This is a genomic window from Providencia sp. 21OH12SH02B-Prov, from assembly GCF_027362595.1.
GTDB classification, from domain to species: Bacteria; Pseudomonadota; Gammaproteobacteria; order Enterobacterales; family Enterobacteriaceae; genus Providencia; species Providencia zhejiangensis.
In genome coordinates, this window is the sequence record NZ_CP114796.1 from 189,484 (window position 1) to 215,046 (window position 25,563).

The window sequence follows — 25,563 nt, forward strand, 5'->3', positions numbered from 1 at the left end:
TGTTCCGGTGATGATTAAACGTTTTTACTCGCTGTTTTTGATTGCTCGTCTTTTTTCGTATGAATGAAACCGGGTAAATGACGAGTAATCAGCATGCGATAACCAAATGCACCAATTAACGCACCTACAATAGGAGCAATTAATGGGACAAGAAAATAAGGAATTTCACGGCCACCCGTGAGCGCAATGTCTCCCCAACCAGCAAAATAGGCGACGACTTTAGGGCCAAAATCACGAGCTGGGTTTAAGGCAAATCCTGTCAGTGGTCCGAAAGAGCCACCAATAACAGCGATTAATATACCAATTAGAAGAGGTGCTAAAGGACCGCGTGGAATACCATTACCATCGTCAGTGAGTGCCAAGATTAGGCAAAGTAGAATCGCGGCGATAACGACTTCAATAAAGAAGGCATGCATTTCGCTTAGCTGTGGTGCTGGGTAAGTGGAGAAAACACCCGCAGTAAAGAGACTTTCTTGTGTGCCGCGAACAATGTGATGAACTTGGTCGTAGTCAATGAATACAGGGGAGTACATGGCGTAAACTAAGGCAGCAGCAAAAAAGCCGCCTAACATTTGCGCAACAATATAAGGGGCAACTTTATGTCTTTCGAAACTCGCGAATAACCATAATGCGATGGTTACAGCTGGGTTAAGGTGAGCTCCGGAAATACCGGCTGTTAGATATACAGCGAGAGCAACACCAAAGCCCCAAATAATACTGATTTCCCAGAGACCGAGTTGTGCTCCCGCGATACGGACGGCAGCAACGCAGCCTAATCCGAAGAATACGATGAGTGCAGTACCTAAAAATTCTGATATGCACTGACCTGTAAGTGTAGTTGTGGTCGTTTGGCTCATATCTTTCTATCCTACGAAAATTAAAATTATTGTAATGTTTTTCAGATTAAGATCTTCAAAGTGAAAACCTATAGTGTAAATTTATCGTTAATGAGCGCAAACGAGAAATATCGAAATTGAAATATGTGTGTTACATCACCAAAACGAAAAAGAACGACCAAAAATAGTGACGTAATCGACCTTTGCAATGTGATCCGACCAGTGTTTTAAAATAAGTGATTAAGGGAATCAGAGTCAAGCTACTAGACACAGGGGATCATGCTACTTACAATCGATAATAAAGCTTACATGGGAGGTTAGAAGAATGTCATTTGAAGTATTTGAGAAATTAGAAGCAAAAGTCCAACAAGCGATTGATACAATCACATTGTTGCAAATGGAAATCGATGAACTGAAAGATAAAAATAGTGCACTCGTTCAAGAACTCGATAACGCGAAATCAGGTACTGAGTCACTCGTACGTGAAAATGAACAACTGAAACAAGAGCAGCAGACTTGGCAAGAAAAGTTGCGTGGGTTGCTCGGCAAAATGGAAGAAGTTTAAATACCCGTTATGTTTCGCGCCGCAGCAGTGCTGGCATCTCTCGGTTGCCTGATGCATATCTAGTGTATGTTCATCGGGGTCACTTGCGAATCGCTGCCTAGCTGCAACTCGAATAATTTAGGGTATTCAGTTAACGAGTTTCAATTCGTTAGAGCGGTATGTTTATTCATCAAGATAACAGTAATTTGGTGTTTAACGGCAACACAGGCTAGTTAGAGCGTTATACATTCAAGACGTTATGACGCCGTGTATGTTTGCCGTCATAGCTTGTGATGGCGACCCAGTTACAATACGAACGGTGTTGAGTATTTGGGAGAGTAATGGCTTTAATCATTTATAGCTGTTACTGATACTTGTAGGTGACATATTGGTATTAAAAGCTGACATGCTTGATGGGGTAGTGAGATTAACACCGCTACCCTTTGTGATATAGATACAGCAAAACGTGTTCTACCGAAAAGAAGGGCCGATATCATCATCGGCCCTTCTTTTTTAATGGAATTTGTTTATTTAAGGCCTAGAGGTCTTCATCGTCAATGACTTCAAAACCTGCACTATCCTGCGTTGCAAGAGGCTCTTCTGACAGAATAATGCCTGTATTATCGGCATAAAGGTAGTCACCAGAGAAGAAGGTAACGCCGCCAAAATTAACGCGGATATCACTTTCCCCAATCCCTTCATCTGGGCAACCGCTCGGTATTGCAGCAATGGCTTGAATACCCAGATCGAGCTCCATCAATGCATCCACTTGGCGTACAGCACCGTATATCACAATGCCTTCCCAGTGGTTATCGACCGCTAATCTAGCGAGCTCTGCATCAATGAGTGCTTTACGCACAGAACCGCCCCCATCGACGAGGAGAATACGGCCATGGCCATCTTCTTCCAGCAAATCATACAGTAGGCCATTGTCTTCAAAGCACTTAACCGTAATGATTTGACCGCCAAATGAAGTACGCCCACCAAAATTGGAAAATAGAGGCTCTACCACATTGACGCTTTCTTGGTAGATATCACAGAGTTCGGAAGTATCATATTTCATAGTGTATAGGTCTTTTTTTGCTGCAAGAGAGATAAAGTATATCCCTTTTAAGAGGTGATTGGCAAAATTCACCTCTTAAAAATAGGGGAGTCGAGTCAAAAAATAAGCAATTATTTACTCAATACTACACCGATAGAAAAGAGAACGTTAGTGAATAGTGCTGCTTTCACCATGTTTTCTAGCATCGGACGCATGCCTTCGGGTGTCGGATCACTGAGTACACGGCGAATATGATTCATCAACATAGGCACCGCCAGTAAAAATAACCAGCCGGCCCAACCGTGCAGATACAGTAAATTAAAGAAAGCTAGGCATAAAATCGCGATAATAATGATAGCTGCGTGATAGATCCTCGCACCTTGAGGGCCTAAACGTACCGCGAGGGTATTTTTGCCCGCTTTAATATCATTTTCGATATCGCGCATATTGTTAATATTGAGCACTGCAACTGAAAGTAATCCACATGCCGTTGCAGGTAAGAACGTGATCATATTAAAGCTGTTGGATTGCAAATAATATGTGCCAATAACACTGAGCCAGCCGAAGAAAATAAGAACAGAAATATCCCCTAAGCCTAGGTAACCATAAGGTTTTTTACCAACGGTATAGGTGATTGCCGCAACAATTGCAACTAACCCTAACACTAAGAAGCCGATAGCGTCTTCTGGTTTTTCACAAGCGACTATAATTAACAGCAGCCCTGAAATACAGGCAGCGATAATATTAATTTTGAGCGCTTTTTTCATATCTGCTTGGGTGATGACCCCTTTTTGCATGCCACGCAGAGGGCCTATACGTTCGGCAGTGTCAGAGCCTTTCACGGCATCGCCGTAATCATTAGCAAGGTTAGACAATATTTGCAGTAAACCTGCTGTAATGAGTGCTAAAAGGGCAACTGGCCACTTAAACGTGCCCATTAAATAGGTTAACGCAGAGCCAGTGATAATCGCAATCACCCCTAGAGGCAGGGTTTTAGGGCGTAAACTTTCTAGCCAGGCCTGCTTACGGCTAATAGAAGTAGATGAGCTCATTCAATAATTTCACAGGTTTGTTATGTTCAATATCATTAATAAGCCCTCACATGACATACCTTATGACTCTCGTTTCATGAGAGCGTCCTCATGGACAGCATAGGTCATGGTTTTGTGAGAAGCTGAATATTTGCTGCTTAATCTCATATTATAAAGTACAACGATGAATCACCGTTGTACTTTATTAGATGCATATTAAGGATACATGAAAACCTGATAATTAATAAGCTTATAAAATAAATCTACTCAGATCTTCATCAGCCACTAATTCATCTAGGTGTTGTCTGACGTATGCCGCGTCAATGTGAATGGTTTGACCGTTACGTTCACTCGCATCATAGGAGATATCCTCCATTAGACGCTCTAAAACAGTATGTAAGCGACGAGCACCAATATTTTCAGTCGACTCATTCACTTGCCATGCGGCTTCTGCAATGCGGCGAATACCATCTTCTGTGAACTCAATTGTGACACCTTCTGTTGCCATTAAGGCTTTGTATTGTTCAGTCAGCGAGGCATTTGGCTCCGTCAGAATACGTACAAAGTCTTCTGTCGTCAGTGCTTGTAGTTCAACTCGAATTGGCAAACGACCCTGTAATTCAGGGATCAGGTCAGAAGGGCTAGAGACTTGGAATGCCCCAGAAGCGATAAACAGAATATGATCTGTTTTGACCATGCCATGCTTAGTTGAAACAGTACACCCTTCGATCAATGGCAGTAAGTCACGCTGGACACCTTCACGGGAAACATCAGGGCCGGAGCTTTGTCCACCTCGTTTACAGATTTTATCGAACTCATCGATAAATACGATGCCGTGTTGCTCAACCGCTTCGATAGCCTGCTCTTTCAACTCTTCAGGGTTGACTAACTTGGCTGCTTCTTCTTCAACCAAAAGTTTAAAAGCTTCTTTTATCGTCATCTTACGTGCTTTTTGTTTTTGGCCCGCAAGGTTTTGAAACATAGATTGCAGCTGATTAGTCATCTCTTCCATACCTGGAGGAGCCATGATTTCAACGCCCATTGGCGCGGCAGCAACTTCAATTTCAATTTCTTTATCGTCTAACTGGCCTTCACGTAGTTTTTTACGGAAAGATTGACGTGCTGGTGAGTGCCCATCAACAGGCTCTGATTGGCCCCAGTTATTTTTTGCTGGTGGAATCAAGACATCGAGAATACGCTCTTCGGCTAATTCTTCTGCACGATACCGATTTTTTTCGATAGATTGCTGACGTACCATTTTGACAGCAGAGTCTGCGAGGTCACGGATGATAGAGTCTACTTCTTTACCAACATAGCCAACTTCAGTGAATTTTGTTGCTTCAACTTTGATGAAGGGGGCATTAGCAAGCTTTGCCAGACGGCGTGCAATTTCCGTTTTACCAACACCAGTTGGTCCAATCATTAAAATATTTTTTGGCGTGACTTCATGGCGCAACGTTTCATTCAGTTGCATACGACGCCAACGGTTACGCAGGGCGATTGCGACAGAACGTTTTGCCTTATTTTGACCAATAATATGGTTATCAAGTTCGCTAACTATTTCGCGTGGAGTCATTTCGGACATACAGGCAATCCTTATGATTTTGAAGAAATTTCTTCAAAGTTGACATTGTGGTTGGTATAGATACAGATATCACCGGCGATAGACAGTGCTTTTTCAGCAATTTCACGAGCACTTAAGTCGGTATTTTCAAGTAACGCGCGTGCAGCGGCTTGTGCATATGAGCCACCTGAACCTATAGCAATTAAATCATTCTCTGGCTGAACGACATCACCATTCCCTGTAATAATGAGGGAGGTATGTTCATCAGCAACAGCAAGTAGCGCTTCGAGTTTGCGTAGCATGCGGTCAGTACGCCAATCTTTTGCTAGCTCAACAGCAGCTTTAGTTAAATGGCCTTGATGTAGCTCAAGCTTGCGCTCAAACAACTCAAAAAGAGTGAATGCGTCAGCAGTGCCACCGGCAAATCCGGCAATAACTTTGTCGTTATATAAGCGACGAACTTTGCGGACATTGCCTTTCATGACGGTATTACCCATCGTCGCCTGCCCATCTCCACCAATTACGACCTGGCCATTACGGCGAACACTTACGATTGTTGTCATGAGTTAGCCCCTGGTTTTATGACGAAAAAATGCGGCGTATTAATTTTCCCAATTACCGACCTTCTTAAATCGGTAACTGGAAATAAACAAAATGCTGTAATAGCCGCTCTTGATAGTACGTTACAACAGTACATGGGGGAGGGGATTATATTTTTCAACCCCCAGAGGCACGAAGAATACAACCAGAAACACCGACGCTACTTGCTCGATCGCGCATTTTTTCTGCTGTTGCCTTAGAATAAGGGCCAAGCACAATACGATGCCAACCACCACCAACAGTGATTCTGCTCTCGATTCCTGAGAATGCGAGAGTGGCTCGGACAGATTCAGCCTGCTCGGCAGTACGGAAAGAGCCACATTGTACGAGCATATTTTGTAAATTATTGGCTGGCTTACTTTCAGATTGTGCAGGTGACGACTGCGCTGGTTGTGTAGAACGCGTCTCTGTTTTTGTCTCAGGCGGCGTTGTAGGCTTGTGCCGCACGGGTGGACTCACCGGCTGAGTTGGCTCATTGATGATCACTTGTGAGCGCGGTACAGGCTGCCCGTTATAAGGAACCTCCTGTAAATTGGTTACAGGACCACGTCTATCTGAATCAATTTGCTCCAAGAGCTGACGCTGTTCAGGTGTCAGATCGGATGGACGCATTATATTGCCATTCTGGCTGTTTGGTTGCTGAATATTTGGCGTATCAACACCACGTCGTTCCAGCTCTTTAATATAGCGCCAGCGCTCCTCGGGTTTTGGCGGCAGAGTATTGGTCGGCGCTGACGGTGGATTAGCCCCCACATTCTGCGGCGACTCTTTTTTATTTTGAGTGATATAGAAAAGGCCACCAACAAATAAAACCACAATGCCGACGGCAACGACCAATGTCGTTATCGGCAGTCCTTGTGCTTTCTTTGATTTACCTTTACTGGTTTTTCGGCGGGCTGGTGACCGCCCACGAGCTACATAATCTTTTTGTGCCACGCTGTTAATTCACTAGTTTATTGAGTGTCTGTGATTATTCAGTTTTATACTTGCATATCTCAAGCTGTAGTTGATTCGTTAGGCTGATTGACAATAATGGCCTATTGTTGCAGGCATTTCACTATTGTTCGGATCACCACTTAAGCTGCACCTTGAATAAGTTAGGACATACATGTTACTTAACCTGAACGACTTTGCCTAGCTTTTAGGCGCTTTTGCACTCTCTCTGATGATTAAATCAGAATCTAGGAGGCGAGAACCCGGAGTGACACTATTACCCTGTAGTTGTTCAAGTAGCAATAACATAGCATGTCGACCAATTTCATCTCGGGGATGGTTAATGGTTGTTAATGCCGGCAGTGTATACTTGGCTTGTTCTAAATTATCAAACCCGACGATAGATAAATCGTCAGGTAGCGTTAAACCTAATTTTTTAGCCTGCCACATGGCGCCGATTGCCATAATATCGCTATGACAAAAAATAGCGGTAGGAGGTTCCGGTAGCGATAGCAGAGTTTTGACTGCTTCAGCGCCACTTTCATGGGTAAAATCGCCTCGAACAATATAATATTCCCGCAATTTTTCGCCGGTACGTAGCATCGCTTTTTTATAACCTTCTAAACGATATTGGCTGTGAGGCATATGCTCAGGCCCTGCAATACATGCAATGCGCTTATGACCTAATTTTTGTAAATAATGGGTGGCATTAAAGGCTGATGTTAGGTTATCGATATGAACAGTCGGTAATTTTAATTCAGGCGAGAATTCGTTAGCCATAACGATTGGCGGTAAATTTTTTTGTTCTTCTGCGGATACATCAAACGGTAAGTTCGACCCTAACAGTACCATCCCATCGATTTGCTTTGTGATGATTAGATTAATAAAAGCGTTTTCTTGCTTTTGCTGATGTTTGCAGTCACCAATCAGTACAAAATAGCCTTCTTGTGCGGCAACTTTTTCAAGTCCACAAATAACATCACTAAAAAAAGGGTCGCTAATATCAGGCACTATCGCCAAGATCGTTTTCGATTCGTTACGTTTGTAGCTTCTCGCTAGGCTGTGTGGATAATAGCCCACGTCCATCACTGCTTGCTCGACTTTTTGACGAGTTTGTAATGAGACCTTTTCAGGCGTCATTAATGTTCTAGAGACAGTCGCCGTTGATACGCCCGCTGCTTTAGCAACATCTTTCATGGTTGCAGTAGCATTTTGTTGTTTTTGTTCCACAACGCCTTCCTTACGTTTAGTTAATCGATTGCTTTTTTGAATGGCGCAAAGACGTCATCGCTTCAAGTAACGAGTTATTCTAATTGGTTTAACAATAATATCTGTTACCTAGTTTACATAAAAACTGTGACTCACGTCATTTTTTAGAGCTGGTTCGCAAATATTGAAAATAGTTAGCATAAAGTTTCTGAATAAAAAGGAGGGATAATATCTGGTGAGTCAGTTTGTATGATTGCAGGTGATCGCAGGAAAAAAGTGCGGCTATTTGCATATCAAAAGAGGCTGGGAACGGTCGAGCCATGTCGAGTGTGATTCAACGGTCATTGCAATAACATAAGCAGCACTTCAAACGGGTAGGCTTTGCTTACTGTTAAACTCACAGGTAGGGCGGGCTTGATGTTGTAAATTCCCCCGAACACTCTATTGGCCTTGCTAAACGATATTACCTTTATTCTTGGTAAGAACCTCTGACACGCCATTCAACCCATCGTGAGTATTTTAGAAAATCTATAAAATCAATGAATTTTACTTACTGGAAATAAGTGTTTTTACGCAAGTAAACACAATAATCTACATGTCGAATACATAATCAGAATTTATCTATGATGTTTAGAATATTTTATAAAAATTTTAAATTATCAGACACAGAGCAGCTCATGATCTGAAGCTCAGAAGGTTTAGTCTTAACAAATGTACTACCTGAGATATTTGAGGAAGACATAATTGCATTATCAAATATACAGTCTTCAAAATAGCAGTTGTAAAAATTACATTTTTTTAAACTAGCATTAGTGAAATCACATTTGATAAATTTTTTACCATTGGCTAAAACATCTTTCATGTCGGAGTTAATAAACTGACAGGAAAAAAAATCAGCATTTAATTTTGATGACTCAAATTTTGCTCCACTGAAATTACATTTTGTAAATTTTTCAGCCAAGTTAGCAGGCATCTGTGAACCAATAAAGTTGCAATCTTCAAGTATTGAACTAATAAATCCAGTTACTCCTCTTGATGGTCCGTAATTATCTTTATTACCACTTATTACCCGTGAATAAGAAAAATCAATATTTGAGATATAGTGGTAATGAATAGGCTCTCTAAAAACAAATCCTCTAAAATCTAGTTTATTATTATCGGTGGACCCAAAAGGAGCCATATTCCAACGAGCATTAATAATATTTTTGTCTCGCCAATCTTCCTTTTTAAACATGGCGTTTATCTTAAAGTTCAGCTCATCAGTCCATCTCTCTACCATTTCTTTTTTTAATTTATTATTCATATAAAATAACCTCTATTGATAAAGAATATTAATCAACCAATCCGTAACATCGTCAATATTATATTTACTCATTTTAGATGCTTGCCCCGAAGTAGTTATATCAAATACAGCTACTTTTCCGTTTGGTAGTTCGAAATGATAATCTGGGCGTAAGCTCCCCCACCATGAACCTGTTTTATTTCTGATAATACCTTCAAGATATCTATTGTTAACGGTTAATTTGTCCGTTATTTGCTGAATAGCATTCCCGCTAGCAACATTTTTTAACCACTGGGGTATATGTTGATTATTTGCCCAATTTTGATATATCTTTCCCCATGCAGTAACCGCGGTCAAGATATTTACTTGCTCTCTGCACTGCGTAATCAAGTTCTCTCGCTGCTCGATCAACTTTTTGATTTCCGCCTAACCCTTTTCCATCTGAAGTTTTTCCAGAACACGCCCAACCCCACGGGTCCACCCATGTCAGTGGATTCGGTGCATACTGGTACAGATTGAACCCACCCGCTAACCCGATGGGGTCTTGCTGGGTAAAGCGGCCTAAATCTGGGGCGTAGTACCGGAAGGTATTATAGTGCAGGCCGGTTTCTTTGTCGAAATATTGCCCTTGAAAACACAGGTTTTGTTCACTGTTAAACTCACCGGTAGGGCGGGCCTGACGCTGTAAATACCCCCAAACACCATACTGACCTTGCCAAACGAGATGACAGTCACTGTTGGTGAGCGCCTCCGGCAATCCGTTTAAGCCACTGTGCGTGTAATAGATGGCGCACCGTGGATTGACGGGGGTATCCGTGCACTCAATACGGGCTAAAGAGGTATAACTGTGGTCATTGTACGCATGGTACACCGTGGTGTGCGGTTTGGTGCCTAAATGCTGGGTTAATTACCCTAAAAGGTCATACTGATCGCTGTTATAGTACCCGTACCCTGAAGTAGAAATATAGCGTTGAAGCTCCTTTTGGGCTGGATTTGTTCAATAATTGCCTGTTATCAATTGTTATTAGCAAAAGTTGGTATGCGCATTGGGAAAACGTAAATACATTTTTTGTTTACCCTGATGATATCCGCAAAACTATTTATACCACGAATGCCATCGAGTCACTAAATAGCGTTATTCGTCATGCGATTAAGAAACATAAGGTATTCCCCAGCGATGATTGAGTGCGTAAAGTGATTTACTTAGCGATTGAATCAGCTTCTAAAAAATGGAGCATACCAATTCAAAACTGGAAACAGGCAATGAACCGTTTTATTATTACGTTTGGTGACCGCCTAGACGGTTACCTTTAATGAAAGGCAAATACACAGAATTATTTACAGGGTCTAATACCTCGGCAGTTTCTTATTTAAGAGATAATAGTTCAAAATCAAGAAAAGTATGATCAAATTTTACCGATAATAATTTTTCTTTAAAACTTTCAGATATCACGATATTAAACGTACTATTCCATTCATACAAACGAAAGGCATCTAAGTTTTTAGGTATCTTACTTTTATAAATAACAGGTTCAATAAAAAAACGCCCACGCTTTGACTCCCATGTTTCTGGAATATATCCCACAGGCCAGTGATCAACTTTAGAATGTTCCCAATCAACACAATCAATGTAATTAAATACATGCATCAATATATATTTTAAATGACTATCTCTATTAATAATTGGTATTGGCTGGACGCCGTTAACGTCAAAATCATCTGTACAAAAAATACTGTCATTAAATGCTAAGAATCTAGAGCCTGTTGAGGTAACTGGGGGAATCTTACCCTGACTTAATATATCGAAATATAAAACACCATTAAATCTCCCTTGGATAGCTGATAGTTTTACATCATTTAATTTATTTCCTTTATCATCTAAAAAAATGGGCTTGGGTTCATATAACCTTTCCACTTTTTACTTGCAGGATTTATACCCAACTTATAATAATTCATTATTTATTAACCTTCGTCAATATATCATTAAGCCAAGAGCCTGGAGTGATAGCGTCAACTCTCAGTTTTTCTATATTTACTATCACCTAACAGTCAGTGGGATCCACGTCAATATTCCATTTCACTTTGCGGCTTTCTGGTTGGCTCTGCAATTCAGGCAAAATTTGTGCGACAAATTGCTGCAAATAACCTCGTGATGGGTGTTGTAATAATAATTGCCAGCGAAAGCGACCACCTCGCTTAGCTTGGATCGATGGGGTAGGGCCTAAAATCCATAAACGGGGATCACTTTGCGGGTGTTCAGTAATATATTGGCGAACGTTTTGTAAAAATTGCCGAGCATCCTGATTATTGTGATCTTCTGAACGCAATAAAATATGGCTAGAAAACGGTGGTAGCATAGCGATGCGCCGCTCTTCCATCGCTTCTTGAGTAAATGCCTCATAGCCATTTTCTAATAGCGTCAGTAATAGTGGGTGCTCGGGGTGATGTGTTTGCAAAAATACTTCACCTTGTTTACCCGCGCGGCCTGCTCGTCCAGAAACTTGAACATAGAGTTGAGCAAATCGCTCGGCGGCTCTAAAGTCACTTGAAAACAGGGCGCCATCCACATCCAATAAAGCGACCAGCGTGACATCGGGAAAATGATGGCCTTTTGCCAACATTTGTGTGCCAATCAAAATTCGTGCTCCACCAGCATGTACTTCATTTAAATGCTGTTCAAGTTCCCCTTTACGGCTGGTGGTATCACGGTCAATACGCGTGACAGGTATGTCAGGGAATAATTCATTGATGCCTTCTTCCAATTGCTCTGTTCCCATACCAACAGGCACAAGGTGCGTTGAGCCGCAGTGTGGGCATTGGCGAGGCACGGGACGTTGGCTATCACAATGATGGCAGCGTAGCTGACGGAAATTTTGGTGTAAGGTGTAATAGTGATCGCAGCGTTGGCATTCCGCTATCCAGCCACATTCATGGCAGAGCAATGCGGGTGAGTAGCCTCGGCGATTTAAAAACAAAATAACCTGATTATTTTGCGCTAAATGCTGCTGAATATGCTTAATCAATAAATGGGATAAACCAAATTTAAGCGGTTGACCTTTTAAATCAATCAGATGTTGTGTCGCTGGACGCGCATTGCCTGCTCGTAATGTTAAATTGAGTTGGCGATACTTTTTTTGCTGAACATTGGATAACGTTTCTAAAGAAGGCGTTGCTGTTCCCATGATAATCGGGATATTTTCTTTTTTAGCGCGGAAGACGGCGAGATCGCGCGCATGGTAACGCCAGCCATCCTGTTGTTTGTAAGAGTTGTCGTGCTCTTCATCAATAATAATGATGCCTAAACGAGCGAAAGGGGTAAACAGAGCGGAACGAGTCCCTATCACAATAGCGTTACTGCCTTGCTTCGCACGTAGCCACACGGCAAGGCGCTCACTATCATTTAATCCTGAATGGAGTACGTCTACGGGAGCATTAAATCGCTCTCGAAAACGGCTAATTGTTTGTGGGGCTAATCCAATTTCAGGAACTAAAACCAGTGCTTGCTTACCTTGAGCGAGAATGTTTTCGAGTACGCTGAGATAAACCTCCGTTTTACCTGAACCAGTAATGCCGGCAAGAAGCCAAGGTGAAAAATGGTCATCTTCGGCACGAATAGCCCCAACAGCGGTAGCCTGTTCACTGTTTAAGCGTAGGCGTTCACCACTGACAGCAAATTGTGATTGCCATTTTTCAGTGATAGGTTGAACTGGATATAGCTCAATATATTCTTTCTTTTTCAGTGATTGTAATGCGCTTTCACTTAATTCTAATTCAGCGACTTGGTGACGATATACGGAGCGGCGGCGTAACAATGCTAACGCTTGTTGCTGTTTTGGTGAACGTTTTAATTCATTAAGGTCAAGTGCGCTGCCTTGTGGTGTTATCTGCCATTGCCAAATAGGTGAAAACTCCGCTGCCTTACCCTGTCGTAATAGAATGGGCAGTGCATGAAACAACACTTCGCCAATGGGGTAGTGATAATATTGTGCAGACCATAGTAATAGCTGCCATAAGTCATCAGGGAATAGCGTTTCTTTATCGAGAACAAGCTCAATGGTTTTTAACTGATCTTCAGATAGTTCACTTGTATGGCTGTGATTGACCACCACGCCGAGCGCTTGGCGCTTTCCAAAAGGCACCATGACACGGCCACCTATGGGGGGAATGGGCATGTTGTCGGCTAAGCGATAGTCAAATGCACGATTTAAAGGAACAGGTAAAGCCACCTGAACGACGATCATAACTGGAGTTCCGTCTAGTTTTTATGCAATAATAGTTTAATTATTTTGTTAGAGTACCATAAAAACTACGTGGTTTTCATTGCGCGATAAACAGATTTTCTGTATGATCCGCCGCCTTTGGTATCTAATTTTACCAATAAATCATTTTAATCAACACGACGTGTGGTGTCCGGCGTTAGGGCTGGAATGGCGACACGGCCTTAATAGAGGTTTTCCCATGAAAAAAGGTATTCACCCTAAATACGAAGAAGTTACTGCAACCTGCTCTTGCGGTAATGTTATGAAAATTAATTCAACAGCAGGTCACTCGCTGAACCTGGACGTTTGTGGTAGCTGCCACCCATTCTACACTGGTAAACAGCGTGACGTTGCTACTGGTGGTCGTGTTGATCGCTTTAACCAACGTTTCAGCATCCCAGGTTCTAAGAAGTAATCAAACCTGTGAAATGCGAAGAAAGGGAAACTTAGTTTCCCTTTTTTTATGCGCGTAATATGGCTGAAAATCATTTAACGCCTTCCAGTCATTGGGTTCTTACTTGTGATAGGAGATCGACATTGACACTGTCATATTGTCGTCCGTTTGTTGCCAACCGACACGGGGCATATTGTTGAGTTCTGAGTGACGTTAATATTGAGTCCAGCAACTGTGTAAGGGTTAACAGTACGCTCATCACCTTTATCATAGGCATACGCATCAATATAAGGGATGTAACCCGTAAACGCATCACGGTCACTGTTGAGTTTAATTTCTGTAGCCACTTCTCCATCCACTGAGAACATCTCATGAATATCATGTTTGATATCCATTCCTAATTGCAGATCGGTGAGTTTGTTACCGATACGGCCATATTCTGCTGTAAATTCAGCATGTTTGGTTTTGATATAGCGGTTATGGCAGCTATTTTTATAGGATAAAGTGACTTCAGGCATTCGCTGAGTTTGAGGCGTTACGGGAATACCATAACCAATACTGAGTTTTTTCTGCGTTTAAGAACGGGTCGTTAATGTCAATATGGGGATTATTAATCGGTTGATGGTACGCAAAATTAGCGTATGGGGTGATACGCTAATTGCGTGATGTCGCGATTAATACTTACGGCAGGGAGCCGGTGCGTATTGTGTATTAGCTGGGAACGGATTAGCTTCACATGCAGGTAAGGTTTCCTGTACTTCAAAAAAAGCGAGGCCAATCACGCCAATATTTCGAGCATCACCTTGTACGTTTTGATTCACGTAGGATGATTCAGGCGCTGCAAAACGAAATGCGGCAACGTGCTGACTATTCTTGCGAAAGCCTTCGATTGTCAGTTTCTTTCCTGGTCGAATTAAATAGCCTCTATTTCGGTAAGCGCCTGCTTGTCCATTGAGGACATCAAGGCCATCAACAGTAGTGACCACCTCATAGGTTCTATTTTTATCATTGTTAGTGATTTGTAGCGTATAACGCATCCCCTCTGTTGCTGGCAGTTTATATCCCTTTTGGGAATGACGGTACATTGGCATGGCGCGTTTATTTTCATCGAGTATTTGGATCTCGAGAGGAGATGCGGCGATATAAGTTTGTGTTGCAATATGCTTTGGTACCGCTTCACCTTGGTAATAAATAGTGGCGGCATCATAAGGTGCCTCTGTGAGGCGGCTGGCTGTCACACCCTGTACGGCAGAGTGAATATCTTCCCCCCACTGTGTGCCTAACGTTTTTGCGGTTGACGTTGGTTGGGGTTCCTGTGTTGCCGTAGAATTGATTGCTTGGCGTGGGTAAGAAGAGCATCCCGCTGTGAACAGCAAAACACTACTGAGTAGAACAATTGAAGCCTGAGCGTATAAACCCATGGAGATTAACCTTTGTGCCTTTATAGTTGATAGAGGAAAAACTCACTACAAGTATAAATAAACACAAAAAAGAGGGACTGGGGGGAGTCTGAAATATAAATAAATAGGAATAATCGCCCCTTATCCTACCGATTAAAAACCTTAATCTGCAATCAAGGTAAGTAGGATAAGGGGAAAGAGAATTAATATTCCCAAGTTTCTGGGTCAATACCAAGTTCGCGCATGATCTCTTTTGCTGCTTCAGGGATTTCATCACTACGCTCTTTACGCAAATCTTCATCATTTGGCAGAGGCTGTCCCGTGAAGGCGTGTAAGAAAGCTTCACACAGCAACTCACTGTTGGTTGCATGACGCAAGTTATTGATCTGTCTGCGAGTACGCTCATCAGTTAAAATTTTCAGTACCTTTAATGGGATCGATACTGTGATTTTTTTTACTTGCTCACTTTTTTTGCCATGTTCAGCATACGGACTGATATATTCACCGTTCCATTCAGCCATGAGTTACCTTGGTTAGTTTCATTGATAATAAAAAATAATATGCCCGTAATCTTTCCAAGAACAAGATATTTGTGTTCTTGAATGTAAAACCAGCATAGTCAGTTAGAATCTGCATAAAATATAATAATTTCTTTTGAAAATTATTATGTTAATTCATTTTGTACAAATTACAAACAATTTACGCATAATCTTTAGGGATGATTATTTCATTAGTTAGTATAAACGTAAAGAAGTTTGGACGTCTAGATATATTGACGTCCATACATCTAATGAGTATTATTTGACTTACCGTCAATCAGGAGAAGCGTTTATGTCCCTTAAACCGTCGACTATCGCCATTCATAATGGATTAAATGAAGATACGCAGTTTGGTTGCGTTGTTCCCCCTATTTACCTGTCGAGCACTTATAACTTCACAGGATTCAATGAGCCGAGAGTTCATGATTATTCACGTCGAGGAAATCCAGGACGTGATATTGTGCAAAGAACCATCGCACAGCTTGAAGGCGGTAGTGGTGCGGTAATGACTAACAGTGGAATGTCCGCATTACATCTTTTATGTACGGTGTTTTTACAGCCTGGTGACTTACTGGTCGCCCCTCATGATTGTTATGGTGGAAGTTATCGTCTCTTCAATAGCCAGCATCAACGAGGCGCTTATCAAGTACAGTTTGTTAATCAAAACAATCAAGATGAGCTACTTGCTGCACTGAAGAAAAAACCTAAATTGGTCCTGATCGAAACACCAAGTAACCCGCTACTGACTATTTATGATATTGAGCATATTGCGCGTTTAGCGCATGAAGTGGGGGCTTTCGTTGTTGTCGATAACACGTTTTTAAGCCCTGTTTTACAACAACCTATCGCGTTAGGGGCAGATTTTGTGGTGCATTCCTGTACAAAATATCTTAATGGGCATTCAGATATTATTGCGGGTGCAGTGATTGCCAAAGAGGAAAAATGGGCTTTAGAATTAGCGTGGTGGGCGAATAATATTGGTGTCACGGGTGGCGCATTTGATAGTTATCTGTTGTTAAGAGGGATACGAACGTTGTCTCCACGCATTAAGCAGCAACAAAGTAATGCGCTGGAAATCGTCAATTATCTTACAGCTCAACCATGGGTGAAAAAGTTATACTACCCAGCGTTACAAGACCATGCTGGTCATGAAATCGCGGTGAAACAGCAAAAAGGCTTTGGTGCGATGCTGAGCTTCGAGTTTAATGGCGATGAACAACAGTTGTGCCGTTTTTTGAGTGCATTAACATTGTTTACATTGGCGGAGTCATTAGGCGGTGTTGAAACATTGATCTCGCATACCGCAACGATGACCCATGCAGGGATGTCGGCAGAAGCACGTGCCGCCGCCGGTATTACCGATAGTCTACTCAGAATTTCTGTTGGGATCGAAGATAGTGAAGATTTGATCGCAGACTTAGAGAATGCATTTAGAGTTGCAGCGCAACGTTAGTGGAGTATTTGATGAGCGTACTGACAGCAGTTGAGGCGGGTCCATATCACCGCCAGTTACATAAATTTGGGGGGAGTAGTTTAGCCGATGTAAAATGTTACCAGCGAGTTGCTAACATTATGGCGAATTATAGTCAGCCTGGTGACTTAATGGTCGTTTCCGCCGCTGGCAGTACAACTAACCAGTTAATTAGCTGGTTGAAACTGAGTCAAAGTGATCGTATTTCTGCTCATCAAGTTCAGCAATACTTGCGTCGTTATCAGCAAGAGTTGATCAATGGGTTATTGTCTGAAGAAAAAGCGGCTCAACTAAATCATCAATTTGTTGAAGACCTAGAGCGTTTAAGTACGTTATTAGATAAACCTATTAATGATGCCTCTTATGCTGAGGTTGTCGGGCATGGTGAAATTTGGTCAGCGCGGCTCATGTCAGCCGTATTACAGGAAGCTGGCATGCAAAGCGAATGGCTGGATGCTCGTGCTTTTTTACGGGCAGAAAGAGCCGCTCAACCTCAGGTTGAAGAGTCGCAATCACGCCAATTATTGCAACAAATTTTAGTGCAGTATCCTAAGCATCGTCTCGTTGTAACCGGTTTTATTTCGCGTAACCAAGCGGGAGAAACCGTGCTATTAGGCCGTAATGGTAGCGATTACTCCGCCACGCAAGTCGGTGCATTAGCTAACACCGAAAAAGTGACAATTTGGAGTGATGTTGCGGGGGTTTATAGTGCGGATCCACGCAAAATTAAAGATGCTTGTTTATTACCATTATTACGGCTTGATGAAGCCAGTGAATTAGCTCGTCTTGCCGCCCCAGTCTTACACACACGGACACTACAGCCCGTTTCTGTCAGTAATATTGATTTGCAGTTGAGGTGTAGCTACCAGCCAGAGCAAGGGTCAACAAAAATTGAACGTGTTTTGGCCTCTGGCACAGGCGCTAAGATTGTAACCAGTCATGATGACGTCTGTTTGATTGAATTGCGAATTGCACAAGGGCGTGATTTTAATCAGATATATAAAGATATTGATCTATTATTAAAGCGAACTCAATTACGCCCGTTGGCGCATGGCATTCACCCCGATAGAAACCTATTACAATTTTGCTATACCGCTGAAATTGTTGAAAGTGCGTTGGATGTGTTAGAAGAAGCGGCATTGCCGGGCACATTATCTCTTCGGGAAGGCTTTTCGCTGGTGGCACTGGTTGGTGCTGGTGTCTGTAAGAACCCACTGCATAGTCATCGTTTCTATGAAGAGTTAAAAGAACAACCAGTTGAATTTGTTTGGCATTCAGAAGAAGGTATCAGTTTAGTCGCGGTCTTGCGTTCAAATCAGACTGACCATGTTATTCAAGGCATGCATCAAAGCCTCTTTCGTGCTGAAAAACGTATTGGGTTGGTATTGTTTGGTAAAGGTAATATTGGTGCGCGTTGGTTGGAGCTGTTTGCCACAGAACAACCCAATATTTCAGCACGCAGTGATTTTGATTTTGTGTTGGCCGGCGTTGTCGATAGTCGCCGTAGCTTACTGAATTATCAAGGAATTGATCCTAGCCGTGCGTTAGCGTTTTTCGACGATGAAGCGATTGAGCATGAAGATGATAATCTCTTTTTATGGATGCGCGCACATCCATACGATGATTTAGTGGTGCTTGATGTGACCGCCAGCCAAGCGCTAGCAGAGAGTTATGTGGATTTCGCTAGCTATGGCTTCCATGTGATCAGCGCAAATAAAATTGCCGGCGCTGCACCAACACAACAGTATCGTCAGATCCGTGATGCATTCAGTAAGACTGGCCGTCATTGGTTATACAATGCGACGGTGGGAGCCGGTCTACCAATCAACCATACCGTACGCGATCTTAAAGAGAGCGGCGATGCAATTTTAGCGATTAGTGGTATTTTTTCAGGTACGCTGTCATGGCTGTTTTTACAGTTTGATGGTTCAGTGCCTTTTAGCGAGCTAGTCGAACAAGCATGGCAGCAAGGGCTGACGGAACCTGATCCTCGCATTGACCTTTCAGGTGAGGATGTTATGCGTAAATTGATTATTTTAGCACGCGAGGCGGGCTATGAAATTGAACCGAGTGATGTGCGTGTTGAATCCTTGGTGCCAGCGCAGGCAGAAGAGGGGTCTTTAGACGAGTTCTTTGAAAATAGTGCGGTCATTAATGAACAAATGCAGCAGCGTTTAGAAGCCGCTAAAGAAATGGGAATGGTATTGCGCTATGTTGCACGATTTGATGCGGTGAAAGGTCGCGCTCGTGTTGGTGTTGAAGCCGTTAAACCTGAACATCCACTCTCTTCTCTGCTACCAGGGGATAATGTGTTCGCGATAGAAAGTCGCTGGTATCGTGATAATCCATTAGTTATACGTGGCCCTGGTGCCGGCCGTGATGTGACTGCTGGAGCTATTCAATCAGACCTTAATCGGCTTTCACAATTGCTTTAATCAGTTTGATAGTTAGGCATCGCGATGGTGCCTACTATCACTATCCGTGATTTCCCTTATTTTTCTTCTCCTATTTTTCACCTTTTTGTTCTGATGATTTAATTCTTAAGCAATATTCATGTCTTGAAAGTGCTGAATCGACGATATATTGCGCTGAAACAATACTTAAATAAGAAAAACTAATAAGAATAAGGCTGTAATTAAATTTCAGAAAAATCCCCCAAAGTGCTTTTTTTCTGATATCTATATAGAGACAAGGGTAAAATTTGGCGGCTGTATCACAAAACAACAACTCTATCGCAGCCGATTGAAATTTAGTTACAGGAAATTAGGTCGCAGTCTGTTAACCGTCAACCAACCTGAGGCGGTGTTGCATTCTGCCAGAAGCACAAGGTCAGGAGTCTCATGAATCAGCAATATTCCGCAATGCGCAGTAATGTCAGTATGCTGGGTAAACTACTTGGCGACACAATCAAAGAAGCGTTAGGTGAGGATATCCTCGATAAAGTTGAATCTATCCGTAAGTTATCAAAGTCATCACGCGCGGGTAATGAAGTACAACGCCAAAAACTATTGATGACGCTACAAAACCTCTCTAATGACGAGCTATTGCCAGTTGCAAGGGCGTTTAACCAATTTCTGAATCTGACGAATGTTGCTGAACAGTATCACAGCATCTCTCCGCATGGTGAAGCAGCGAGTAATCCTGTTGCACTTAAAAAACTCTTTAGTCGCTTAAAAGAGAAACATTTTACCGATGCTGATCTCTGTCAGGCAGTCAATCAGCTGTCGATCGAACTGGTATTAACGGCACATCCGACTGAGATCGCACGCCGTACCTTGATCCATAAATTGGTTGAGGTTAATAACTGTTTATCGCAACTCGATCATGATGATCTGGCTGATTATGAACGCAATAATATTATGCGTCGTTTACGCCAGTTGGTCGCTCAATCATGGCATACAGATGAAATCCGTAAAATACGCCCAACGCCGATTGATGAAGCAAAATGGGGATTTGCCGTAGTTGAAAATTCATTGTGGGAAGCAGTTCCGGCTTTCTTACGTGAATTTAACGAACAACTTGAAGATTCAATTGGTGCTGAACTTCCTGTCGAAGCAAACCCAATTCGTTTTACTTCTTGGATGGGGGGAGATCGCGACGGTAACCCGAATGTCACCGCTGAAGTGACTCGTCATGTCTTATTGCTTAGTCGCTGGAAAGCTGCCGATTTATTTTTGAAAGATATTCAAGTGCTCGTTTCTGAATTGTCCATGACAGAAGCGACGCCAGAGCTACGGGCGTTAGCGGGGGGAGATGATATTGATGAGCCATACCGTCAAATTGCAAAAAATTTACGAGGTCAGCTTTTCTCCACATTAGAATATTTAGAGCGCCGCGTAAAAGGCGAGCAGGTATTACCTCCTGCTGATTTACTGACGGATAATGCGCAATTGTGGGAGCCTTTATACGCTTGTTATCAGTCACTGATGGCGTGTGGGATGAGCATTATTGCTAATGGACAATTACTGGATACCTTACGCCGTATCCGTAGTTTCGGCCTGCAACTGGTGCGTATTGATGTTCGCCAAGAAAGTACGCGTCATACAGAAGCACTTTCTGAACTGACTCAATACCTTGGTTTAGGTGATTATGCCGCGTGGTCTGAAGACGAAAAACAAGCGTTTCTTTTGTCTGAACTACAATCACGTCGCCCACTGATCCCACGTAACTGGCAACCTAGCCCAGAAACAGAAGAAGTCTTCGAAACGTGCCGCGTTATTGCCGAATCGAAAAATGATTCTATTGCCGCCTATGTTATTTCTATGGCGAAAGTACCTTCTGACGTTTTAGCCGTTAAATTACTGCTAAAAGAAGCTGGCGCATCTATTCGCCTGCCTGTCGCACCACTTTTTGAAACACTTGAAGACTTAAATAATGCTGAAAGTGTGATGAAAAAATTATTGAGTATCGAGTGGTACCGTGAGCTGATTGATGATCGTCAAATGGTCATGATTGGTTATTCAGATTCGGCAAAAGATGCGGGAGTCATGGCTGCTTCATGGGCGCAATATCGAGCACAAGATGCATTAATTAAGCTATGTGATAAAGAAGGGGTAACCTTGACGCTATTTCACGGCCGAGGTGGTACTATCGGTCGTGGCGGTGCACCTGCACACTCAGCTCTCTTATCTCAACCACCGGGTAGTTTGAAAGGCGGCTTACGTGTTACCGAACAAGGTGAAATGATCCGCTTTAAATTTGGTTTACCGCAAGTGGCGATCAGTAGTCTTGCTCTGTATGCGAGTGCCATTTTAGAAGCCAACTTGTTGCCACCTCCTGAGCCGAAACAAGAGTGGAAATCTGTGATGGATACGCTCTCTGATGTTTCGTGCGCCATGTATCGTGATTATGTACGTGAACAACCTGACTTTGTGCCATATTTCCGTGCTGCAACGCCTGAACTCGAATTAGGCAAATTGCCATTGGGCTCACGTCCAGCAAAACGCCGTCCAACTGGGGGGGTCGAAACCTTACGTGCCATTCCATGGATTTTTGCATGGACCCAAAACCGCCTTATGTTGCCTGCATGGCTAGGTGCTGGTGCTGCCTTGAAATACGTGATTGAGGAAGACGGTAAACAAGCCATATTAGATGAGATGTGGCAACAATGGCCATTCTTTAACACCCGCATCGCCATGTTGGAGATGGTTTACGCCAAGGCTGACTTGTGGCTGGCGGAATATTACGACCATCGCTTGGTCGAAGAACGTTTATGGCCGCTGGGGCTAAAATTACGTGAGCAGCTTTCTGAAGATATTAAGAGTGTGCTCGCGGTATCGAAGGATGAAGCTTTAATGGCGGACTTACCTTGGATTGCTGAGTCGATCGCATTACGTAACGTGTATACAGATCCACTCAACGTATTACAAGCGGAGCTATTACACCGTTCTCGCCAACAAGAACAACCCGACCCACGTGTTGAACAAGCGCTGATGGTGACGATTGCGGGTGTCGCTGCGGGAATGCGCAATACTGGCTAGGTAATATACCGGTCAGATCAGTTCGCTGATTTGGCCGATATCACATCCTTTATTAAAACAGTAAGAAGGTTGCCAAATTGATAATGGCGCCTTCTTTTTTTATTGATTTTTCTGTATTGCCTTTGACGCAGTGGTATCACTTATCTTATTGAGAATAACCACAAGAACTTTATTGATATTTATGTTAAGTTGCTAAAATAGATATGAGTTATGGACTGAATTGCATGACTTCATTCATGTATCAAACGACTAATGGAATGATGGATGTCGGTCAGATTTAATTTATTCCTGTTGTATTCAACAACGGATATCCGAAGGATAGAGTGTCATAACAATGCGTAAACTGATTATTTCTATTTTAGCGCTTATTATTATTATTTCGGTCATTGTCATTACCAACTACAACAGTATTCAACAAAATGATGAAGCTGTTGATGCTGCCGCATCCGAAGTTATTAACCAATATCAACGTCGTGCTGACCTTATTCCGAATTTAATTAATGTGGTAAAAGGTTATTCTGGTTATGAAGAAAAAATACTGATAGACGTTGTGCAATTAAGGGCGAAAGTTGGGGCAATTAACATTGATGCCAGTGCGTTATCAGACCCTGCTATTTTAGCGGAGTATCAAAAAGCACAAGCACAATTAGGGCAATCATTATCCCGTTTATTAGCCATATCGGAAAGTTATCCAGACCTTAAAGCAAGCCCATTATATCAAGACTTAATGACACAACTGGAAGGTGCTGAAAATCGTATTGCAGTTGCAAGAGGTCGTTATATTGAAGCAGTCCGCCAATACAATACACAAATTCGCAAGTTCCCTAATAACTTGATTGCAAGTTATTTTGGTGACTCTGCAAAAGCGAATTTTAACGTAGAAAACGAACAGGCGATAAAAACAGTACCGACGGTGGATTTTAATTGAAATATCGGCATGTCATCTGGCTATTATTCTTCTGTGTATTGAGCAGCGGAACTTGGGCGACACAACGCATTCCACTTCCTGCATTGGGAAGTGATAGGGTACTCGACCATGCAGGTCTATTAAGTGAGTCACAGTATCAAACGTTAAATAACCAGCTATTAAACTTTGAAAAGCAGCGTGGTGATGGAACGCAATTTGTTGTTTATATTGTTCCAACGACAGCACCTGAAACAATAGAGCAATTTTCATTACGCGCGTTTAATCGTTGGGGACTCGGAAAAAAAGGCAAAAATAATGGTATATTGCTTGTTGTATCGCTAGACGACCGCAATGTCCGTTTTGAAGTTGGGTATGGTTATGAAGGCGTGATGACCGATGCCCTCTCTGGGCGTATGATTCGCCAAAGTATTATTCCTAATTTTAAACATGAACATTATTACACAGGGATCCAAAATAGCGTATCTCGTGTGATAAATGTGATCAATGAAGCCGTAGGCTATCAAATGGGCGGCTCTTATGGTGGATTTGTGCTACCAAAGAGTATCGAGAACTATAAACTCTTCTATTTCATATCATTTATTACCGCTTATTTTACGGCGCTCTTCTATGGTACTAAACAACGTCGACTATATATTGAAAAGAAAATCTATCGTATCGCGTATGCGGATAAATCCAAACGGGCACGAGCAAATCAACAGCTACAGTTAGCTAAGCTAAAAAAGTATCATCAATATAAATACTACTTTCCTTCACTATTTAGTACGTTGTTGATAACGACTCTCTATTATTTAGCACTCATGTTATTAACGACCTTGTTAGAAGGAAGATTTGACCTAATTTTACTTCTCTTGATGGCCCTATTTTGTGTTGTAGGGAGCATGTTTGCGACATCAATACTTTTGGTCGTGATACATACCATTTTGCCTGCTTACCGACAGCAACAACAGGAATGGAATGATATTTGCCGACCTTATTATTCCTCTTCTTTTAGCTCATCGGATTTTTCGAGTTCATCGAGCTCGTCAAGCTCCTCGAGTTCATCGAGTGATCATGACAGTGGCGGAGGCGGTGGTGGGTTGAGTGGCGGCGGTGGTGCCTCAGGGCATTGGTAATAGCATAAGAGAGATGAAGGTCGCAAAGTGCGGCCTTCATACTCTATAGCGGCTATGGTCTTACTCCAAGCGTGTGGCAAATCGCATACGTCAGTTCAGAGCGGTTTAAGGTGTAAAAATGGAAATCTTTCACGCCTTCACGGCTTAAAATCTTCACCATATCCATGGCAATTGAGGCGCCAACTAAATTACGGCTTTCAGGATCGTTATCTAACCCTTCAAACATTTTATTCATCCATGATGGGATACGCACGTTGGTCAGCTTGGCAAAACGTTCCAATTGACGGAAGTTTGAGACAGGGAGAATTCCCGGTACAATTTCAACATCAATCCCCGTTGCGACGCAGCGGTCACGAAAACGTAAATAGCTCTCTACATCAAAGAAAAATTGCGTAATAGCCCGATTCGCTCCCGCATCAATTTTCTTTTTTAAGCTAATCAAATCAGCTTGGGCGCTTTTAGCTTCAGGGTGCACTTCTGGGTAAGCGGCGACTGAAATATCAAAATCTGCTTCTGTTTTAAGAAGCTCAACTAAATCAGCCGCATACATATCTGGTTTACGGCTATTATCCGGCAAGTCACCACGTAATGCCACGATTTGGCGAATACCGTTATTCCAGTAATCACGCGCGATTTCTTTGAGTTCCTCACGGGATGCATCAATACAAGTCAAATGAGGCGCTGCAATTAAGCCGGTTTTGTCTTTAATATCTTTAATAATGCTATGGGTTCTATCACGCTCACCTGAATTTGCACCATAAGTTACAGAGACAAATTTGGGTTTAAGGTTTTTCAGTCTATCAATGGATTTCCACAGGGTTTGTTCCATCTCTTCAGTGCGTGGCGGAAAAAACTCAAAGGAGACATTAATTTGCCCATCTAGCTCAGCGAGACTTTGATTTAGCGCTTCGCGCTGATTTGCGTGAAAGAAACTCATAC

Annotated in this window: 23 protein-coding genes and 1 pseudogene; 8 read left to right on the forward strand and 16 right to left on the reverse strand. The window is 42.4% G+C overall.

What is annotated here, in order from left to right:
* Positions 1 to 14 precede the first annotated feature (14 nt).
* Positions 15 to 857 carry an MIP/aquaporin family protein gene (locus O7C57_RS00805; protein WP_154622271.1) on the reverse strand — a complete coding sequence of 281 codons (843 nt, stop codon included), beginning with the start codon at positions 855 to 857 and terminating at the stop codon, positions 15 to 17.
* Between the two features lie 304 nt (positions 858 to 1,161).
* Between O7C57_RS00805 and zapB the strand changes: the two genes are divergently transcribed.
* Positions 1,162 to 1,401: a cell division protein ZapB gene (zapB, locus tag O7C57_RS00810; protein ID WP_154622270.1), complete on the forward strand. Its 240-nt coding sequence runs from the start codon at positions 1,162 to 1,164 to the stop codon at positions 1,399 to 1,401.
* A gap of 517 nt (positions 1,402 to 1,918) precedes the next feature.
* On the opposite strand, the gene rraA is transcribed toward zapB, so the two are convergent.
* The 9 genes from rraA to O7C57_RS00855 all read right to left on the reverse strand — a co-directional run bounded on the left by rraA (position 1,919) and on the right by O7C57_RS00855 (position 9,912).
* A complete protein-coding gene (gene rraA, locus O7C57_RS00815; RefSeq protein WP_154622269.1) occupies positions 1,919 to 2,443 on the reverse strand; it encodes a ribonuclease E activity regulator RraA in 525 nt (174 codons plus the stop codon).
* Positions 2,444 to 2,553: 110 nt separating this feature from the next.
* Positions 2,554 to 3,474 (reverse strand): 1,4-dihydroxy-2-naphthoate polyprenyltransferase, encoded by a 921-nt coding sequence (locus O7C57_RS00820; RefSeq protein WP_154622268.1) that lies wholly within the window; start codon positions 3,472 to 3,474, stop codon positions 2,554 to 2,556.
* 229 nt (positions 3,475 to 3,703) lie between these two features.
* Positions 3,704 to 5,038: an HslU--HslV peptidase ATPase subunit gene (gene hslU / locus O7C57_RS00825; RefSeq protein ID WP_154622267.1), complete on the reverse strand. Its 1,335-nt coding sequence runs from the start codon at positions 5,036 to 5,038 to the stop codon at positions 3,704 to 3,706.
* Between the two features lie 11 nt (positions 5,039 to 5,049).
* A complete protein-coding gene (gene hslV / locus O7C57_RS00830; protein WP_154622266.1) occupies positions 5,050 to 5,580 on the reverse strand; it encodes an ATP-dependent protease subunit HslV in 531 nt (176 codons plus the stop codon).
* A 154-nt stretch (positions 5,581 to 5,734) separates the two neighbouring features.
* Entirely contained in the window at positions 5,735 to 6,553 is an 819-nt protein-coding gene (gene ftsN / locus O7C57_RS00835) for a cell division protein FtsN (protein WP_163863346.1), read from the reverse strand.
* A 198-nt stretch (positions 6,554 to 6,751) separates the two neighbouring features.
* Entirely contained in the window at positions 6,752 to 7,747 is a 996-nt protein-coding gene (cytR, locus tag O7C57_RS00840) for a DNA-binding transcriptional regulator CytR (protein ID WP_154622273.1), read from the reverse strand.
* Positions 7,748 to 8,399: 652 nt separating this feature from the next.
* On the reverse strand, positions 8,400 to 9,062 hold the full coding sequence (locus O7C57_RS00845; RefSeq protein ID WP_154635541.1) for a pentapeptide repeat-containing protein: 663 nt from the start codon (positions 9,060 to 9,062) through the stop codon (positions 8,400 to 8,402).
* A 12-nt stretch (positions 9,063 to 9,074) separates the two neighbouring features.
* The gene (locus O7C57_RS21495) at positions 9,075 to 9,398 is read right to left on the reverse strand and encodes a hypothetical protein (RefSeq protein WP_154623349.1); all 324 of its coding nucleotides are present in this window, start codon (positions 9,396 to 9,398) and stop codon (positions 9,075 to 9,077) included.
* On the reverse strand, positions 9,349 to 9,912 hold the full coding sequence (locus O7C57_RS00855; protein WP_244316454.1) for an RHS repeat-associated core domain-containing protein: 564 nt from the start codon (positions 9,910 to 9,912) through the stop codon (positions 9,349 to 9,351). Before O7C57_RS00855 ends, O7C57_RS21495 begins: the two co-directional genes overlap by 50 nt.
* Before the next feature lie 152 nt (positions 9,913 to 10,064).
* Between O7C57_RS00855 and O7C57_RS00860 the strand changes: the two are divergent.
* Positions 10,065 to 10,355: pseudogene (locus O7C57_RS00860) on the forward strand (transposase); the annotation flags it as partial.
* A gap of 52 nt (positions 10,356 to 10,407) precedes the next feature.
* Here O7C57_RS00860 and O7C57_RS00865 read toward each other — a convergent pair.
* Together O7C57_RS00865 and priA are read right to left on the reverse strand one after the other, a co-directional pair.
* The gene (locus O7C57_RS00865) at positions 10,408 to 10,956 is read right to left on the reverse strand and encodes a hypothetical protein (protein ID WP_269723512.1); all 549 of its coding nucleotides are present in this window, start codon (positions 10,954 to 10,956) and stop codon (positions 10,408 to 10,410) included.
* Between the two features lie 127 nt (positions 10,957 to 11,083).
* Entirely contained in the window at positions 11,084 to 13,282 is a 2,199-nt protein-coding gene (gene priA, locus O7C57_RS00870; protein ID WP_269723513.1) for a primosomal protein N', read from the reverse strand.
* A gap of 217 nt (positions 13,283 to 13,499) precedes the next feature.
* Between priA and rpmE the strand changes: the two genes are divergently transcribed.
* On the forward strand, positions 13,500 to 13,715 hold the full coding sequence (gene rpmE / locus O7C57_RS00875) for a 50S ribosomal protein L31 (protein WP_154622565.1): 216 nt from the start codon (positions 13,500 to 13,502) through the stop codon (positions 13,713 to 13,715).
* A gap of 131 nt (positions 13,716 to 13,846) precedes the next feature.
* Here the strand turns inward: rpmE and O7C57_RS00880 are convergent, their stop codons facing one another.
* The 3 genes from O7C57_RS00880 to metJ all read right to left on the reverse strand — a co-directional run bounded on the left by O7C57_RS00880 (position 13,847) and on the right by metJ (position 15,615).
* Complete coding sequence (locus tag O7C57_RS00880; protein ID WP_154622563.1) at positions 13,847 to 14,212, reverse strand: hypothetical protein; 366 nt, start codon at positions 14,210 to 14,212, stop codon at positions 13,847 to 13,849.
* Positions 14,213 to 14,368: 156 nt separating this feature from the next.
* The gene (locus O7C57_RS00885) at positions 14,369 to 15,115 is read right to left on the reverse strand and encodes a hypothetical protein (RefSeq protein ID WP_269723514.1); all 747 of its coding nucleotides are present in this window, start codon (positions 15,113 to 15,115) and stop codon (positions 14,369 to 14,371) included.
* A 182-nt stretch (positions 15,116 to 15,297) separates the two neighbouring features.
* Complete coding sequence (metJ, locus tag O7C57_RS00890) at positions 15,298 to 15,615, reverse strand: met regulon transcriptional regulator MetJ (RefSeq protein WP_004924597.1); 318 nt, start codon at positions 15,613 to 15,615, stop codon at positions 15,298 to 15,300.
* A 310-nt stretch (positions 15,616 to 15,925) separates the two neighbouring features.
* Between metJ and metB the strand changes: the two genes are divergently transcribed.
* The 5 genes from metB (at position 15,926) to O7C57_RS00915 (ending at position 24,624) form a co-directional block, all read left to right on the forward strand.
* Positions 15,926 to 17,086, forward strand: a complete 1,161-nt coding sequence (gene metB / locus O7C57_RS00895; protein ID WP_154622561.1) for a cystathionine gamma-synthase — start codon at positions 15,926 to 15,928, stop codon at positions 17,084 to 17,086.
* A gap of 11 nt (positions 17,087 to 17,097) precedes the next feature.
* On the forward strand, positions 17,098 to 19,539 hold the full coding sequence (locus tag O7C57_RS00900) for a bifunctional aspartate kinase/homoserine dehydrogenase II (RefSeq protein ID WP_247047159.1): 2,442 nt from the start codon (positions 17,098 to 17,100) through the stop codon (positions 19,537 to 19,539).
* A gap of 405 nt (positions 19,540 to 19,944) precedes the next feature.
* Entirely contained in the window at positions 19,945 to 22,584 is a 2,640-nt protein-coding gene (ppc, locus tag O7C57_RS00905) for a phosphoenolpyruvate carboxylase (protein WP_154622559.1), read from the forward strand.
* Between the two features lie 334 nt (positions 22,585 to 22,918).
* Positions 22,919 to 23,512, forward strand: a complete 594-nt coding sequence (locus O7C57_RS00910; protein WP_154622558.1) for a LemA family protein — start codon at positions 22,919 to 22,921, stop codon at positions 23,510 to 23,512.
* Positions 23,509 to 24,624 carry a TPM domain-containing protein gene (locus tag O7C57_RS00915; protein WP_269723515.1) on the forward strand — a complete coding sequence of 372 codons (1,116 nt, stop codon included), beginning with the start codon at positions 23,509 to 23,511 and terminating at the stop codon, positions 24,622 to 24,624. The genes O7C57_RS00910 and O7C57_RS00915 overlap by 4 nt, the downstream gene beginning before the upstream one ends.
* Positions 24,625 to 24,676: 52 nt before the next feature.
* On the opposite strand, the gene metF is transcribed toward O7C57_RS00915, so the two are convergent.
* Complete coding sequence (metF, locus tag O7C57_RS00920; RefSeq protein ID WP_154622556.1) at positions 24,677 to 25,561, reverse strand: methylenetetrahydrofolate reductase; 885 nt, start codon at positions 25,559 to 25,561, stop codon at positions 24,677 to 24,679.
* Between the last annotated feature and the right edge of the window lie 2 nt (positions 25,562 to 25,563).

Coding starts and splice junctions, on each gene's coding strand:
- O7C57_RS00805 (WP_154622271.1), bottom strand. CDS start 857: ATGAGCCAAACGACCACAACTACACTTACAGGTCAGTGCATATCAGAA.
- zapB (WP_154622270.1), top strand. CDS start 1,162: ATGTCATTTGAAGTATTTGAGAAATTAGAAGCAAAAGTCCAACAAGCG.
- rraA (WP_154622269.1), bottom strand. CDS start 2,443: ATGAAATATGATACTTCCGAACTCTGTGATATCTACCAAGAAAGCGTC.
- O7C57_RS00820 (WP_154622268.1), bottom strand. CDS start 3,474: ATGAGCTCATCTACTTCTATTAGCCGTAAGCAGGCCTGGCTAGAAAGT.
- hslU (WP_154622267.1), bottom strand. CDS start 5,038: ATGTCCGAAATGACTCCACGCGAAATAGTTAGCGAACTTGATAACCAT.
- hslV (WP_154622266.1), bottom strand. CDS start 5,580: ATGACAACAATCGTAAGTGTTCGCCGTAATGGCCAGGTCGTAATTGGT.
- cytR (WP_154622273.1), bottom strand. CDS start 7,747: ATGAAAGATGTTGCTAAAGCAGCGGGCGTATCAACGGCGACTGTCTCT.
- O7C57_RS00845 (WP_154635541.1), bottom strand. CDS start 9,062: ATGAATAATAAATTAAAAAAAGAAATGGTAGAGAGATGGACTGATGAG.
- priA (WP_269723513.1), bottom strand. CDS start 13,282: ATGATCGTCGTTCAGGTGGCTTTACCTGTTCCTTTAAATCGTGCATTT.
- rpmE (WP_154622565.1), top strand. CDS start 13,500: ATGAAAAAAGGTATTCACCCTAAATACGAAGAAGTTACTGCAACCTGC.
- O7C57_RS00880 (WP_154622563.1), bottom strand. CDS start 14,212: ATGCCTGAAGTCACTTTATCCTATAAAAATAGCTGCCATAACCGCTAT.
- O7C57_RS00885 (WP_269723514.1), bottom strand. CDS start 15,115: ATGGGTTTATACGCTCAGGCTTCAATTGTTCTACTCAGTAGTGTTTTG.
- metJ (WP_004924597.1), bottom strand. CDS start 15,615: ATGGCTGAATGGAACGGTGAATATATCAGTCCGTATGCTGAACATGGC.
- metB (WP_154622561.1), top strand. CDS start 15,926: ATGTCCCTTAAACCGTCGACTATCGCCATTCATAATGGATTAAATGAA.
- O7C57_RS00900 (WP_247047159.1), top strand. CDS start 17,098: ATGAGCGTACTGACAGCAGTTGAGGCGGGTCCATATCACCGCCAGTTA.
- ppc (WP_154622559.1), top strand. CDS start 19,945: ATGAATCAGCAATATTCCGCAATGCGCAGTAATGTCAGTATGCTGGGT.
- O7C57_RS00910 (WP_154622558.1), top strand. CDS start 22,919: ATGCGTAAACTGATTATTTCTATTTTAGCGCTTATTATTATTATTTCG.
- metF (WP_154622556.1), bottom strand. CDS start 25,561: ATGAGTTTCTTTCACGCAAATCAGCGCGAAGCGCTAAATCAAAGTCTC.